This is a genomic window from Burkholderia sp. BCC1999 (assembly GCF_905339975.1).
In the GTDB taxonomy this organism is placed as follows: domain Bacteria; phylum Pseudomonadota; class Gammaproteobacteria; order Burkholderiales; family Burkholderiaceae; genus Burkholderia.
This window is the reverse complement of sequence record NZ_CAJPHP010000001.1, coordinates 616,532-631,405: the sequence shown is the minus strand read 5'-3', so window position 1 is coordinate 631,405 and position 14,874 is coordinate 616,532. Positions and strand designations below refer to the sequence as shown.

Here is a 14,874-nt window from a genome sequence, read left to right as displayed (position 1 = left end):
GCGCTTGCCGATTCAGGCGGGCAGGAGGAACACATGGTTTCCGACGGAAACGTGTCGAGCAACGGCGGCGGGCAAGCCGCCCTGGAAGCGATCGTGCGCGGCGTGGAAGGCTTCCGGATTTCGGCCGCAACGGATTGGCCGACGGCGAAGCAATATCTTGCGGACAACGACGGGCAGTGGAAATTCTCCGCCGTGCTGGTCGCGATCGTTACGCGGCGCGAGCCGACGATCCTGCTGACCAAGCGTTCGTCGGGGCTCAGCGAATACTCGTCGCAGGTGAGCTTTCCGGGCGGACGTCCGGCGGAGGGCGACGCCGGTATCGGCGCGACGGCGCTGCGTGAAGCGTTCGAGGAAATCGGCCTCGCGCCCGGCGCGGTTCGCGTGGTCGGGTGCTTGCCGATTCATAAAACCCGAAAGCGGAATCACGCGATCTTTCCCGTGATCGGCATCGTGCCGGAAACCGCTGCACGGAAGGCCGCGCCGGCCGAAGTCGAGGAGATTTTCGAGTTTCCGTTTTCCGCGTTGCTGAATCCGGACCTGCCGCGTCAGTACAGCGACGGCGAACGCGTGGGCGGCTGGTACTGGGCGGACCAGCCGCAGGACATCTGGGGTGTGACCGCGTTCATCCTGAAGTCGCTGGCCGGTCTGGCGCTCGATGTCGCGCGATGAACGCGTGCGTCGCGGCCGGATTCCGGTGCGCGTCAATGCGACGACACGAACACCGCATCCTCGAATGCTTCCGGAATCGCGAAGCTTGCGCGCATGCGCTGCGTCTCCTTCGCCGGCGTCAGGCCGAACAGGCGCTTGAATTCCCTGCTGAACTGCGACGGGCTCGCATAGCCGACCGCGTAGCCGGCTGCTTCCGCCGTTAGGTCCTGACGCACCATCAACAACCGCGCCTGATGCAGGCGCGTCGACTTCAGGTATTGCATCGGCGATACCTGCGTGATCGCCTTGAAGTGACTGTGAAAGCTCGGCACGCTCATGCCGGCTTCGTCGGCCAGTTGCGACACGTCGAGCGGCTGCGCGTAGTCGGCGTGGATCACGCGCAGCGAACGACCGATCCGGCCGAACTGCCCGCGCATCGCGAGCGCGCTGCGCATCGCGCTGCCCTGCGCGCCGGTGAGCACGCGGAAATACAACTCCCGCAGCAGCGCCGGGCCGAGCACCGCGGCGTCGAGCGGCCGGTGCATGGCCTCGACGAAACGCAGCACCGATGCGTGCATCGTTTGATCCATCGGCGTCGACATCATGCTTCGCGGTGCCTGCACGGGTTCCGCGCTGCCTTCGCGGTCGATCTGCGCCGCGAGTTCGGCGGCCAGCGTGAAATCGAGGTGCAGGTACAGCGCGAGCAGCGGGCGCTCGGGCGTCGCGTCGGTCTCCATGCTGAACGGGACGGGCACGGACACGGCCAGGTAATGGTGTTCGTCGTACAGATAGCGCTCGCCGCCGAAGTAGCCGCGCTTGGATCCCTGGCACACGATCACGATGCCCGGGTCGTACAGCACCGGCGTGCGCGACAGCGCGCGGTTCGAGCGTAGGATGCGCACGCTCGGCAGTGCGGTCAGGTTGTAGCCCTCGTCGGGCGCCAGCGTGCGCAGCAGCGTCACCAGGCGCTTCCGGTCGCGCGGCGGCAGCGATGGCGCTGGAGCAGAGGTGGGGGCGGCACTCATAGTTTTGTGCAAGAAAATCAGTGGAATCGGGCTTAATCGGCGTCGATGGTCAGACTAGTATGCATGCTCCAATCGAGATTCGGGAGAAGCACACATGGCATCCGGCAACATCATGCTCATCACGGGCGTCAGCAGCGGCTTCGGCCGCGCGCTGGCACGGGAGGCGCTGGCGGCCGGTCACACGGTGGTCGGGACGGTACGAGGCGCGCAGGCGGCGCGGGAATTCGAAGCGCTGTCCGCGCAGGCGGCGTTCGCGCGCGTGCTCGACGTGACCGACTTCGACCGCATCGACGGCGTCGTCGCGGAGATCGAGGCGAACGTCGGGCCCGTCGACGTGCTGGTGAACAACGCGGGCTACGGGCACGAAGGGATCATGGAGGAAGCGCCGCTCGCGGAGATGCGCCGGCAATTCGACGTGAACGTGTTCGGCGCGGTCGCAATGATGAAGGCCGTCGTGCCGTTCATGCGCGAACGCCGGCGCGGGCGCATCCTGAACATCACGTCGATGGGCGGCCACATCACGATGCCGGGCATCGCCTACTACTGCGGCAGCAAATTCGCGCTGGAAGGCATTTCCGAAACGCTCGGCAAGGAGCTCGCGCCGTTCGGCATCGCGGTGACGGCCGTGGCGCCGGGATCGTTCCGCACCGACTGGGCCGGCCGCTCGATGGCGCGCACGCCGCGCTCGATCGCCGACTACGACGCGCTATTCGACCCGATCCGTCAGGCGCGCGAGGAGAAGAGCGGCAAGCAGCCCGGCGATCCCGCGAAGGCCGCGCGGGCGATGCTCGCCGTCATTGCAGCCGACCACCCGCCCGCGCATCTGCTGCTCGGCAGCGATGCGCTGCGGCTCGTGCGGAACAAGCTGTCGGCACTGGACGACGAAATCCGCGCATGGGAGGCCGTGACGGTCTCGACGGACGGCTGACGCGCGCGGTGCGCGACGCAACGGCGCCGTTCATTTCCTGCTAGTGGGTGATCGGCCATCGCGTCGCGTCGTGGCATCGTGATTTCACAATAATGTCCGATAATGGCCGTCGGCCAGTGCGCCATGTTCATCCACCTCACAGGAGTCAATCGCGATGCCATACGTCACCACGAAGGATCACGTCGAGATCTTCTACAAGGACTGGGGCCCGAAGGACGCGCAGCCCATCATGTTCCACCATGGCTGGCCGCTGTCCGGCGACGACTGGGATGCGCAGATGCTCTTCTTCGTACAGAAGGGCTATCGCGTGATCGCGCACGACCGGCGCGGCCACGGCCGCTCGGCGCAAGTCTCGGACGGCCACGACATGGATCATTACGCCGCGGACGCATTCGCGGTCGTCGAAGCGCTCGACCTGCGCAATGCCGTGCATATCGGTCACTCGACCGGCGGCGGCGAAGTCGCGCGTTATGTCGCGAAGCACGGCGAGCCGGCCGGCCGCGTCGCGAAGGCCGTGCTGGTCAGCGCGGTGCCGCCGCTGATGCTGAAAACCGAATCGAACCCCGAAGGCCTGCCGCTCGAGGTGTTCGACGGCTTCCGGAAAGCGCTCGCCGACAATCGCGCGCAGTTTTTCCTGGACGTGCCGAGCGGCCCGTTCTACGGGTTCAACCGGGAAGGTGCAACCGTGCATCAGGGCGTGATCCGCAACTGGTGGCGCCAGGGCATGGAAGGCAGCGCGAAGGCGCACTATGAAGGCATCAAGGCGTTCTCGGAAACCGATCAGACCGGCGACCTGAAGTCGATCTCCGTCCCGACGCTCGTGCTGCACGGCGAAGACGACCAGATCGTGCCGATCGCGGATTCCGCGCTGAAGTCGGTCAAGCTGCTGAAGAACGGCACGCTGAAAACCTACCCGGGCTATTCGCACGGGATGCTGACGGTCAACGCGGACATCCTGAACGCCGACCTGCTGGCGTTCGTGCAGGCGTAACGATGTCGGGCGCATGCCTGCTTCGGCGGGCTGCGCCATGATGGGCGGCAGGCGATCCGACCGCCTGCCGCATGTTTCAGCCCATCCCGTTGAAGCGGACGCCCGGACGCGTCAGGCGCGGCATCCGGCTCGCCAGAAACGCATGCAGCTCGCGCACCTGCGCGGCCTTGCCGGAATCCTCGGGCCAGACGAGGTAGTACGCGTCGCCGGTGCTGACGGCCGTCTTGAACGGCAGCGCGAGTTGCTTCTCGTCGATTGCCTTCGCGCACAGCGCGAGGTCGCCGATCGAAATCCCGTGGCCGGCGATCGCTGCCGCCATCCCCTGTTCGAGCATGTCGAACACCTGCCCGCGCGTGATATCGACGTCCAGATCGTGGCCGCTGCCCTTGAGCCAGCGGCGCCAGTCGCGCCGGTCGGGCGACGGGTGAATCAGCTCGCACGCGGACGGGTTCGCACGTGCGAGCGTCGCGGTCGCGCGCGAGCACACCGGAATCAGCCATTCGTCGAACAACTTCACGCAGTGCGTGCTTTCGCCAAACCTGCCGGTGCCGAGCAGGATCGCGCAATCGTAGGATTCGCTGAAGAAATCGACCGTATCGACATCCATCCACACGCTCGCGATCTGCACTTCGAATGCCGGCCGCGTGGCGCGAAAGGCGGCGAGCGCGTCGAGCAGCCAGCGCATCGTGAGCGTCGACGGCGCCTTGAGCCGCAGCACGTCGCGTTGCGTCTGGAACAGCATGCACGCTTCCTCGACTTGCCGGAAGCCGCGCCTCAGGCCCGACGCGAAGATGTGCGCCTCCGCCGTCACGGTCATCTTCGGCCCGCGCCGGACGAACAGCTTCCGGCCGAAGTAGGCCTCGAGCGTCTTCACATGCTTGCTGACCGCGCTTTGCGTCAGGCTCAGTTCCTCGGCGGCAAGCGTAAACGAGCCGGTGCGCGCGGCGCTTTCGAATGCGCGCAGCGCGTAGACGGGTGGGAGCGGTTTGGCCTTCATGGGTTTCTAATATGAATAAAACTCATGTGATGTAACAGGATTTTCCGTTTTTCAGCAGTGGCCCGGACGCGCAATACTCCATAAAACGGTGCAATTCTGCGTGCCGGACCACCATGATGCCACCGTGACCGGCCTGTCCATCAATCGATAGATCAACTTTTTGTCATGCAATTCCATTACCCGCTGCTGTTCGCCTATCTTGCCGCGATCGTGCTGCTCATCGCGACGCCCGGCCCGGTCGTCATGCTCGTGACAGGCACTGTTGCGCGACGCGGCTTCCGTCAGGGCATGCTGACCGCGGTGGGCGCGAATGCCGCGAGCCTCGTGATGATCGCGGGCGCGATGCTGATGGTGTTCGGCGTCGTGCTCGTCAGCGATCGCCTGCTCGACGGGCTGCACGTGATCGGTTGCGTGTTCATCGCGGTGCTGGCGATCCGCACCTTGCTCGGCGAATGGCGCGCCGGCCGCATGCGCGGCAGCGGCGGCGCAGCGGCGGGCGAAGCGGTCCCGCAACAGCGCGGTTTGCCCGGCATCGTGCGAGGCTTTCTCGTCGGCATCGCGAATCCGAAGGACCTGCTGTTCTTCGTCGCGTTCTTTCCGCAGTTCGTCGCGATTACGCCGGACTCGCGCGTGAGCCTGGCGATCCTGGCCGCGCTGTGGATCGCGGTCGATTTCACGATCCTGACCGGCTACATGGCCGCGATCAACCATCCGCTGATTCACCGGAAGCAGCGCTGGATCACCGCATCGTCGGCGCTCGCGCTGCTCGTGATCGCGCTCGTGGGGCTCGCCGGCACGATCGCGGGAGCCGCGTAGGGCATCGGCGATCTGCGTTACGCTTTGTTGGCCCCGACTTCTTCCATCGAGCTCCCTCATGTTCAGCACCGATCCGACTTTCTCCGAGCATCTTTTTTCCTACGGCACGCTGCAACTCGAACAGGTGCAGCTCGCCACCTTCGGCCGCAAACTCGACGGTCATGAAGATGCGATGCCCGGCTACACGATGACGATGCTGAAGATCGAAGATCCGGAAGTGGTCGCGACGAACGGGAAGACCCATCATCCGGTGGTGGCTTATACGGGCCGGGCCGGCGACCGCGTGACCGGTGCCGTGTTCGCGATCACGCGCGAGGAGCTGCAGCACGCGGACGACTATGAAGTCGCCGCCTATCGCCGCGATCGCGTCGTGCTCGAATCGGGCGTCTCGGCGTGGGTGTACGTCGACGCGAGTTCGCCGCGTCCGGACTGACGCCCGTGCACGGGCCGGCTCGCCGTCGGCACGCTGCCACCCGCTAGTCGTTACGCAGGAACACGACGTAGCCGCGGAACCACGGATTCGACGCGAGGTAGGGCGGCGCGTCCCACTCGCCGCCCTGGATCACGCCGACGCGAAACGGCAGCTGCAGCCGCGCGACGCGCGGCAGGTAGGCAGCGTAGTCGCGAATCGTGCGGCGCCCCTGGTAGGTCTGCACGACCACCTCGTCGACGATGCCCCTGAGCTGGTTGACCTGGTCGGTATCGATGCGGCTGCTCCAGTCGAGCAGCCCCGTGATGCTCAGCCGGCAATCGGCGGGCAGGCTCGTGCGCAGCGTCCGCAGGAATTCGAGGTAATCCTGCAGATGGCGCGTGCGCGCATCGAAGTCGATCTGGATGCCGGTGATCGTGCGGCCCGACGCACGCCAGCGTTCGAGCTGCGCGAGCATGATCTGCGTGACGCGCGGCGTCCAGCGCAGCGTATGCGCGCGATAGACGAGCCACACGCGCGCGTTGGGTGCCGGCGGCAGCGCGACGCCCTGCGCGATCACGCGGACTTGCGACTCGTCGCGCGGCGCCGCCTCGATCTGCCCTTGCAGCACGTAAACGGTGCGCGCGCCGCGCACGACGGCCTGCGGCTTCACGCCGGCCCACAGCCAGAACGCGTCGTACCGGGCGGCATCGACGGTGCCGGCCAGCGCGACGCGTGCGGCCAGCAACAGTGCGATGCACGCGATGCGCTTCATGCGGCGCTCACCAGTAGTAGCGGAGCTTCTGCGCCCACGGGCTGCCCGGATAGGCGGTCTTCAGCGTATCGAACCAGCGCTTGCGTGTGTTCTTCGGCACCTCCTTGCCGCCGCATTCGTTGCTGCCTGCCGGCGCATAGCACTTGATCGCGCGGTAGAGCGCGTAGGCGCGGTCGTTCGGGTTCGCCTGCGCATCGGCCATGACCGTCACGTAGCTCGACATCCGTTCGTACGGCTTGCCCGCGAATTGCGACGGTGCGTTGCCGAGGGTCGGCGGCGGCGTGCGCGGAGTGCTCGACGGCGGCGTGTAACGCACCCACGGCGCCGAATCGCCTTCGAGGTTGGCCACGAGCGGATTGAGGCGTACGAACTCGGCGAGACAGTTCAATCCTTTCGCGTCGGCGGGATTCTGCTGGAGTGTCGTCGCGATGTCGCGCGCGGACGGGCAGGTATAGCCGTCGTCTTTCTTGGGGCCGGCAGCGATGAACGGCTTCAGCGGATCGGCCGGCGTGCCGGACACCAGTGCGGTATCGGCGATGAACTCCGCGTAGTGCGAACGCGTGAGCTCCTTGTACAGCAACGCGTACAGCGCGGTGTCGCGCAGCGCGCCGCCGGCCGCCTGGTTTTGCGCCTGCGCGCGCAGCAGGTCCGCATTGGCCGCGCGCCTGAGCAGGACCGCGCGAATCGCGGCGTTCTGCACGAGCGAATCGTCGGCGAACACGTCGTTGACGAGCCCGGCCTGCTCCAGGTTGATCGCGAGCGCGAGTTCCAGCGCTTCACGCTGGAAACGGAATTTCGCGAGCGGGATCAGGTCGCGCCACAGCTGGCGTGCCTTGTCGCTCTGGCCGCTGTCTTCCAGCGCGAACGCGCGCAGTGCCTGCTGGCTCAGGCCGAAGTAGTCGAGCGGTGCGGCGGGCGTCTGCGGCAGCAGTTCGAGCGCGGCGTCCGGCTTGTGCCCGATCTGGACATACCAGGTCGCGAGCAGATAGTCGTAGAGCACGGGCGCGTTCGCGAAGCGCGGCTTCTGCGCCTGCAGCTCGTCCAGCGTAATCGGCTTGTTGCTGCTCGAATCGCCGCTGTCCGACACGCGCATGCGCATCAGGTCGACGGTCGCGAGCACGGTCGGCGACTGGATCTGGCGTGCGTCGAAATCCGGTCCGAACAGCAGCTTGCTGTCGAGCTCGTTCGCCAGCTGCATCAGCGGCACGTTCGACGTCGCCGGCGACCAGCGCGCGAGCGCGTGCCCGTAAAGGTCGGCCTGCTGCGTGACGTTCCCGCCGAGCCACGCGACACGCCGCAACAGGCCCGTCGCGGACACCGCATAGCGCCCTTGCGGATACACCTTCAGGTAGGTGCGAAACACCGTGTTCGCGGCGTCGAGCGACACCTTCGACACGCGCGCGCGCGTCGGCGTCGGGCTGTCGTTGTCGAACACGTTGGCCTGCGCGGCGTTCAGCTGCGCGCGCCCGGCCATGTAGAGCCCGGTTTCCTTCAGCCACGGGTTCGCACTGTGCGAAGCCTTCGCGAACGACTGGGTAGCGGTGAGGAAGTCGGCGCGATAGAACGCGTTCGTGCCGTCGAGGTACGCGGCGAACTGCTGGCCGAGCGGCGACTTGACCGGCGGTTTCGCCCACGCGGCGCTTGCGCCGCCGGCGGCACAGGTTTTCCGCGCGATGTCGGTACGCGCCGCGCGCAGGCGCGTGGCTTCGTCGGCGGGCAGGCCGCCGGCGCCGGTCAGGGCATCGTCGAACGCATCGGCACCCGCGTTCATGCTGCGGCAGATGCTGCCTTCGCCGTCGGCATACCGGTTCGACGATGCATCGGCATCCGTCGTGCCGCCGGCCTTCTCGGGCTCCTTCTGGCCGATGTCGATCCATCCGGAAAAGTCCATCGGGAACGGCACGATGATCTGGTTGATCCGGTCTTTCGCCGGGATGGCCTTCGGGTCTGGAAACACCTGCGCGACCTTGGCGCTGTCGACCATCAGCAGCATCGCGTTGACGCGCGTGTCGTTGGCGGGGCTCAGCATCGGCAGGTTGGCGCACGAGTAGCCGGGCTGCCGGAGCGTGGTCGGTGCGTAGCAGCCGTCGTCGCCGCTGGCATGGGCGGCCGGAATCCAGAGCAGGCTGGCCGCCAGCGCGGCGAACAGGTGTCGGTGCAGCAATGGGTTGCTTGGCATTTTTCTTGTGCTGGGTAGGGGGCCGCGACGGCCGGGTCTCTCAGGCGGGGCGTGTCGCCCCGGCGCGTATCGTACCGCACGCGCGGCGATGGTTGCCGGTATGCGCCGGCGGGCCGGTTGCGTCGCTCGCCGCCGGGTGAAATGGAAGTCCACTCAGTGTGGACGCAACGCCACCTTGAATCCGGACTGCCTGAATTAAGATGCAGCCGGCAGTGACGGACATCCGACGATAGACGACCTGTCGTCGTTCTCGCTACGCGACGGGGGCGGTTTGCCGAAAGCGGCGTTCGCATCGATCCGCACGACGGAGTCGATCGTGACGGGGGCGTGAAAGGATGCCGGTTTCCATGCCTTATAAATAGCATTGCTTATTAATTTACTGGCAATGCGATGCGCTGTTTCGGCAAACGGAACATGAGCGTGCGCCGACAAATGAAAACAAGAGGATTCCGATGAAACCCATTACATGGATGGTCATGGCAGCCGCGCTCGCGCTGACTGCATGCGGCGGTGACGACGTCGCGCCGAACGACGGCGCGTCGCTGTCGACACCGAACAATCCCGGTTCGCCTTCCGGCCCGACCTCGCCCGGCGGCGGTTCGAGCGGCGGCCCGACGGGCGGTGGTACCACGCAGCCGCAGGCCGGCTGGTCGCAGGCTGTCGCGGTGGATGGCAAGGGGCCGGAGGGCGACCCCAGCGTGACCATCGACGCGAGCGGCAACGCGCTTGCGACCTGGATGACCAACGGCCCGGCCGGCGCGAACGGCAACGAGATGTGGGGCGCGCGTTATGTCGCGGGGTCGGGCTGGGGCAGCGCGACACGGCTCGACACCGGCGACGGCTCGCATTCGATGAACACCACGAGTTCGAGTCCGCCGCAACTGGTGGGCAACGCGAGCGGGCAGGCCGTCGCGTTCTGGACCGAATGGATGCCGGGCCCCAACACGTACGCGCTGTGGGCGCGCCCGTACAGCCCGGCCGGCGGATGGGGCGCGGCATTCGAGCTGGTGCCGGACGTGACGGGTTCGACCTATTCGGCCGGGATCGACAGCCAGGGCAACGCGCTCGTTGCGTGGACGCAGTCGATCAGCCTGCTCGATACGCGGATCGCCTGGTCGCGCTACACGCAGGCCGGACAGTGGTCGCCTGCGGCGGTGATCCAGATGCCGGTGCAAAGCGGCCCGGGCGCGGTGACCGGCGATACCGACAACGTGCGGCCGATGATCTCGGTCCTGGCGTCGGGCCGTGCCGTGCTCGCGTGGCGGCAGACCAACCATACGCATTCGGCGCTGTGGACGGCCACGTACGACGCGACCAACGGCTGGACCAACGTCAATCAGGCCGTGTCGAACACGAGCCTGTTCACGACGATCATCTCGCCGGTGGCCGGCATGGACGCGAAGGGCAACATCACGCTGCTCTGGGGGGAGATCGACGTGACGGGCGGCAAGATCTACACCGCCACGATGTCGCAACGCTACGTGTCCGGAACCGGGTGGCAGCCCGCGCAGCCCGTCTCGCCGGCGATCGTAGAGCCGACGGGTTTCGTCGCCACGCCGATGCTGACCGTCAACGACAACGGCGTGGCCGCTGCGATGTGGGCGGAGGGCGGCGCGGCCCTGCAGGTGAGCGTGTCCGATGCCAGCGGGAACTGGGGGCCGCTGCAGCGACTGACGGAACACCTGAACGGCGCGGCTATCCAGTTCCCGCCGCTCGTGATCGATGCGGCCGGCAACGTGACGGCCGCATGGCAGGACACGGGCTTGCCGGGCGCGTCGGCCGTTATCGCGGCCAGCTACCGGAAGGGCGCATGGAGCGCGTCGACGGTGGCGGCGCAAAGCGCGTCGTGGCCGGCACTGGCCGTCAACGCGACCGGGGCGATGGCGCTCGCCTGGCTATCGTATGTCCCGAGCATCGGCAGCCAGGTGCAGGCCAGTTTCTATACGCCGGGCTCGTAACGGGCTCGCGCCGCGAATTCGAAGGAGAAACCATGAAAAGAACCTTGCATTGCACCGTCCGGACCGCGCTGGGCATCACGGTCGCCGGCCTCGTGCTGTCCGCGTGCGGCACGACGCAGATGAACATGATCGACGTGCAGACGTCGACCGCGAAAACGCTCGGGCTCGCGTCGTCGGACGAGATCACCGTCGCCAACGTGCAGTACGGGAAAAAGGACGGGCTGGGCGGCCAGAAGGTGAGTTACGACGCGACGACCGGCAAGGGGCGGCGTTTCGGCTGTACGGTGTTCATGATTCCGGGGCTCACGCCGATCGATCGGCCGACGTACAACAACTGGGAATGCCATCCGCAACGCTGATGGCCGCGGTGTCGACGGCGCCCGTCACCGGGCGCCGGTCGACTGCTTGAGTGGACGATATGGCGCGTCGGCCTTGCGCCGGCGCAATTTGGTCCGATAATCGACGAACCGATTCCTCCTTTTCCACCGGTTCGATAAAAAACTGTCATGGATCAAGCGGCATTCGTCCCTGTTTTCAAGTTTCGCACGATCGACTATCCCGAGCCGGACCGGTTCCACGTCTGGGTCAAGGACATGCTGTGCGACTACCGGCTCGATGACGACGGCGGGCTTGGCCCGTTCGACGCGGAGGCGAGCGGTGCGGCACTCGGCCCGCTGATCCTGTCGGGCCGGCAATGGCGCTCGCGCGCGCCGACCTATACGGTCCGCCGGACGCCGCGGCGGATCCGGCTCGACGGCCAGGATTCGATCCGCTTCACGCTGCTGCTCGGCGGGCGGCTCGCCAGTCATACCGGTGGCCCCGAGCTGGTCAAGCGCGCCGGCGACCTGTTCGTCTACGACGTCGCGCAGATCAACGACTGCCGGGTCGACGCCGGCGACGTGATCAGCCTCGTGGTGCCCAGATACCTGTTGCCGAGCCATGCGGCGCAGGCGCACGGCCAGACGCTGACGAGCGGCGTGGGGCGCCTGGTCGGCGACCAGATGCTGTCGCTGTTACGGAACCTGCCGAACCTGCGCACGCACGAGGTGCCGAGCATCGTCCAGTCGATGTTGCTGCTGCTGGCCGCGGCCGTTGCGCCGACCGCGCAGGCGTTGAACGACGCACGCGGCCCGATCGACCACGCGCTGGTCGATCGGGTCCGGCGCTACATCGACGTGCATCTGCTGGAGCCCGACCTCACGCCCGAGCGGATCTGCCGCGACATCGGCGTGTCGCGTGCGCGGCTCTATCAGTTGTTCAAGGAGGAAGGCGGCGTGATGCGGCAGATCACGCGCCGGCGGTTGCGCCACGCCTACCACGTGCTCGGCGATCCGCAGCGCCGGCACCAGCGCATCGCGGAAATTGCGTGGGCGCACGGCTTCCCCGACGAGAAGTATTTCCACCGGCTGTTCAAGGCGGAATTCGGCCATACGCCGAAGGAAACGCTCGAGTGCGCGGCCGCGCCGGCCTTGCTGCCGGTCGATGCGGCCGACGCGCGCTGGGGCGATGGCGGCCGGCTGGCCGGGTGGACGCTACCGTTCGGTGTGCTCACCAACTGAGCGGCCGGTGCCGCTCGTCCGTCACGCGCACACACTGCTGGCGACGTCTCCGTCATCGGCATCGCCGATCGCGGCACGCAGGTCGTCGATCGCGACCATCAGTTCGCGGACCTGCCGCAACGACGGGTACTGATGCAGCACGGCATGCCATTGCGGCAGTGTCAGCAGTGCGTGCCAGATGACGCCGAGCCCGTCCGGGTCGGCATCCGGCTGCTGCTGCGCGAGCGCGCTCGCGTATTCGAGGCTCGCCTGCGCCGACAGCAGTTGCATCCGGCTCGCGGCGCCGAGCAGGCGCGGCGTCGCGTCCGCGGAGGCGTCGCAGCAATAGAGCACTTCGCGTTGGAGCGCGGCGTCGTCGGTCGTCAGCGCGCGCAGCGATGCGCCATGCACGCGCACCGTGCCCTGGTGCGTCTCGAACGCATAGATCGTGTCCGGGTCGGCCTGCGCAAGCAGGTTCAGGCCGCGCAGCAGCCGCGGCAAATCGGTGGTCGCGGCATCGGCGGAGGCCTTCGCTTCGACGAGGAAGCGGACGTTCCACGCGGACGTCGCGTCATCGCTTCGTGCGCGTTCGAGCAGGATCGCGTCCCATTCGGTTTTTGCGCGGTCGTGGCGGCCGGGGATCGATGACGGCACGCGCATCGACGTGACCACCCGGTAGGTCCGCTCCCCGTCCACCGCATCGAGCCTGCCGGCCAGCGCGTCGAGTGCCTGCGCCGCCAGCGCCTCGACGGCCGCGCCACGCTGCTGGGAGGCGACGCCCTGCGCGACCGCGATCGTGCTGCCTTCGAGCGGCCCCTGGCGGACCCACAGCGCGCGGTATCGACGGACGTCGTCGTCCGATGCCAGCACGTCGAGGCGCAACATGCGTTCGAGCGCGGGGCTCTCCTTCAGCTTGACGATGTCCTGCTCGAAAGCGGCGTCGGTCGTCATGTCGGGCAGGGCGAGCAGTTGCTGCAGCGTCGCATGAAGATCGGCCCAGGTCGCGGCGGTTGCGGCCGCATGCAATCGTGCGAGCCCGTCGCGTTGCCACGTCTGCGCGCTGCGTTCGAGTTTGGCAGGGTGCGCGATCGCGTTGACGGCCGAGTACAGCGCGCGCCGATCCTGTTCGGCGTGTGCGGCCAGCGACGCATATTCGCGCACGCTCGGGGCATCGTGCCTCAGCACCGATGCCTGAAAGGACGGATCGCCGGATTGAGGATCCATCGCGTCGCGGATCATCTGCGCGAGTGCATCGATGAAGTGCTGCCGCAATGCCGCGCCGGGCGACTGGCCGTCAGTCCGCATCCGGCGCGCTTCCTCGATCACGATCGCAAGGGCGGTGGCCGGATTCGTGGTGTCGCTCAATGACGACGTGCCGTCGAGCGGCGGCAGCCGGTAACGGCGGGCGACGACGCGCAGGGTTTCGTCGAGCAGGGCGGGAAGCGGTGTCAGCGACATGGCGGGTTCGAGCGTAAAGGCAGTTCGCGTGCGCGGCCCTCGGGCCGGAACGCGCGACGATCTGCAACGGTATCACGGCGGGCGACAGGTGCACGGTGGCGCGGCCCGGCTCCCACGCACCCGATCCGTCACGCCGTCAATGTCACCGACAGGCTGCCGAGCTCGCCGAAGCGGACCGTCAGCACATCGCCGAGCGGCACGTCGATCGCGCCCGCGTACGAGCCGGTCGTCACGATCTGCCCGGCGCGCACCGCATCGCCGCGCGCCGCGAGGAAATTGACGAGCCACACGAGCGGCTTCAGCGGATCGCCGTCCGGATGGCGGCCGTCGATCGTACGGTTCAGCGCGCCCTCGAACGACAGCGCCAGCGTCGCGAGCGGCACGTTCAGCCCGTCGGGCACGACGGGGCCGACGCACAGCCCCTGGTTGAATTGCCCGTCGGCCAGCAGCTCGAACTTCGACGCGCGCGCCGGCTCCGCATAGCGGCAGCCGAGCACTTCGAGCACGATGCGCACTTCGCGGATCGCCGCGCGCACGTCGCTTTCTTCATAGGGCCGCTCGCGCGCGGGCAGGTCGCGATCGAGCACGAAGGCGATTTCCGGTTCGATCCGCACGATCGGCCCGCCGACGACGCGGTACGGCGCATCGGCTTCGCGGATCGTCGACGCGAAGATCGGCGCGAGGATCACGCGATCGGGCGGCGGCAGCGCGCATTTCCATCCGCCGACGGGTTCGCCGAGCAGGTCGGCCACGCGCTGCTGGATCGCGAGTGCGGTCTCGACGTCCTCGGGGCGCAGCGCATCGGGCAACAGCGGGCCGGGCGAGCCGGCATGGCGGGCGGCGACGAGATGCTGGGCGGCGCCGTCCACGCGTTCGGTAGTCGTTGTCATGTCGGTTGTGCGAGTTGAAAGTGGGGCCGGCAAAAAAGGGCCGGACGAAAGTCGCAGAGTCGATGATAGCGCCTTCGGCATGATGGCCGCTCGGTCCGGTTGCGTCCGGGCGGCTCGCGGCCGCCCCGACAGGCCCTCGGGATATCCCCTAGACGATCGTTTCATGCCGGTGCTTGCACGCCGGGCAGGTTGTGCGACACAATAGGGAAAGCGCTTTCCCAAATGAATCGAACGACGGGAAACGCGGGCTTCCGGCGCGACG

General features: G+C 67.4%; 14 protein-coding genes. 8 read left to right on the top strand and 6 right to left on the bottom strand.

Going from position 1 to position 14,874, the window contains the following annotated elements:
* Positions 1-33 precede the first annotated feature (33 nt).
* Positions 34-669: a CoA pyrophosphatase gene (locus U5809_RS02805; RefSeq protein ID WP_322085406.1), complete on the top strand. Its 636-nt coding sequence runs from the start codon at positions 34-36 to the stop codon at positions 667-669.
* A 32-nt stretch (positions 670-701) separates the two neighbouring features.
* Here U5809_RS02805 and U5809_RS02800 read toward each other — a convergent pair whose 3' ends face one another.
* Positions 702-1,673 carry an AraC family transcriptional regulator gene (locus U5809_RS02800; protein WP_322085405.1) on the bottom strand — a complete coding sequence of 324 codons (972 nt, stop codon included), beginning with the start codon at positions 1,671-1,673 and terminating at the stop codon, positions 702-704.
* A 94-nt stretch (positions 1,674-1,767) separates the two neighbouring features.
* Between U5809_RS02800 and U5809_RS02795 the strand changes: the two genes are divergently transcribed.
* The gene (locus tag U5809_RS02795; protein ID WP_322085404.1) at positions 1,768-2,601 is read left to right on the top strand and encodes an oxidoreductase; all 834 of its coding nucleotides are present in this window, start codon (positions 1,768-1,770) and stop codon (positions 2,599-2,601) included.
* A gap of 154 nt (positions 2,602-2,755) precedes the next feature.
* Positions 2,756-3,592, top strand: a complete 837-nt coding sequence (locus U5809_RS02790) for an alpha/beta hydrolase (protein ID WP_322085403.1) — start codon at positions 2,756-2,758, stop codon at positions 3,590-3,592.
* A gap of 76 nt (positions 3,593-3,668) precedes the next feature.
* Here U5809_RS02790 and U5809_RS02785 read toward each other — a convergent pair whose 3' ends face one another.
* Entirely contained in the window at positions 3,669-4,589 is a 921-nt protein-coding gene (locus U5809_RS02785; protein ID WP_322085402.1) for a LysR substrate-binding domain-containing protein, read from the bottom strand.
* Positions 4,590-4,754: 165 nt separating this feature from the next.
* Here U5809_RS02785 and U5809_RS02780 point away from each other — a divergent pair, with 165 nt between their 5' ends.
* Both U5809_RS02780 and U5809_RS02775 read left to right on the top strand, forming a co-directional pair.
* The gene (locus U5809_RS02780) at positions 4,755-5,405 is read left to right on the top strand and encodes a LysE family translocator (RefSeq protein ID WP_322085401.1); all 651 of its coding nucleotides are present in this window, start codon (positions 4,755-4,757) and stop codon (positions 5,403-5,405) included.
* A gap of 58 nt (positions 5,406-5,463) precedes the next feature.
* Positions 5,464-5,838 (top strand): gamma-glutamylcyclotransferase family protein, encoded by a 375-nt coding sequence (locus tag U5809_RS02775; protein WP_322085400.1) that lies wholly within the window; start codon positions 5,464-5,466, stop codon positions 5,836-5,838.
* Positions 5,839-5,881: 43 nt separating this feature from the next.
* Here U5809_RS02775 and U5809_RS02770 read toward each other — a convergent pair whose 3' ends face one another.
* Both U5809_RS02770 and U5809_RS02765 read right to left on the bottom strand, forming a co-directional pair.
* Positions 5,882-6,589 carry a DUF3142 domain-containing protein gene (locus tag U5809_RS02770; protein WP_322085399.1) on the bottom strand — a complete coding sequence of 236 codons (708 nt, stop codon included), beginning with the start codon at positions 6,587-6,589 and terminating at the stop codon, positions 5,882-5,884.
* A gap of 7 nt (positions 6,590-6,596) precedes the next feature.
* Entirely contained in the window at positions 6,597-8,768 is a 2,172-nt protein-coding gene (locus tag U5809_RS02765) for a hypothetical protein (RefSeq protein WP_322085398.1), read from the bottom strand.
* 452 nt (positions 8,769-9,220) lie between these two features.
* Between U5809_RS02765 and U5809_RS02760 the strand changes: the two genes are divergently transcribed.
* The 3 genes from U5809_RS02760 (at position 9,221) to U5809_RS02750 (ending at position 12,285) form a co-directional block, all read left to right on the top strand.
* Positions 9,221-10,726 carry a hypothetical protein gene (locus tag U5809_RS02760; RefSeq protein WP_322085397.1) on the top strand — a complete coding sequence of 502 codons (1,506 nt, stop codon included), beginning with the start codon at positions 9,221-9,223 and terminating at the stop codon, positions 10,724-10,726.
* Positions 10,727-10,758: 32 nt separating this feature from the next.
* Positions 10,759-11,085 (top strand): hypothetical protein, encoded by a 327-nt coding sequence (locus U5809_RS02755; RefSeq protein WP_322085396.1) that lies wholly within the window; start codon positions 10,759-10,761, stop codon positions 11,083-11,085.
* 147 nt (positions 11,086-11,232) lie between these two features.
* A complete protein-coding gene (locus tag U5809_RS02750; RefSeq protein WP_322085395.1) occupies positions 11,233-12,285 on the top strand; it encodes an AraC family transcriptional regulator in 1,053 nt (350 codons plus the stop codon).
* 21 nt (positions 12,286-12,306) lie between these two features.
* Here U5809_RS02750 and U5809_RS02745 read toward each other — a convergent pair whose 3' ends face one another.
* Positions 12,307-13,722, bottom strand: coding sequence for a 3-deoxy-D-arabino-heptulosonate 7-phosphate synthase (locus tag U5809_RS02745; RefSeq protein WP_322085394.1), 1,416 nt, complete (start codon positions 13,720-13,722; stop codon positions 12,307-12,309).
* 128 nt (positions 13,723-13,850) lie between these two features.
* Complete coding sequence (locus U5809_RS02740; protein WP_322085393.1) at positions 13,851-14,612, bottom strand: 2-keto-4-pentenoate hydratase; 762 nt, start codon at positions 14,610-14,612, stop codon at positions 13,851-13,853.
* Positions 14,613-14,874 lie beyond the last annotated feature (262 nt).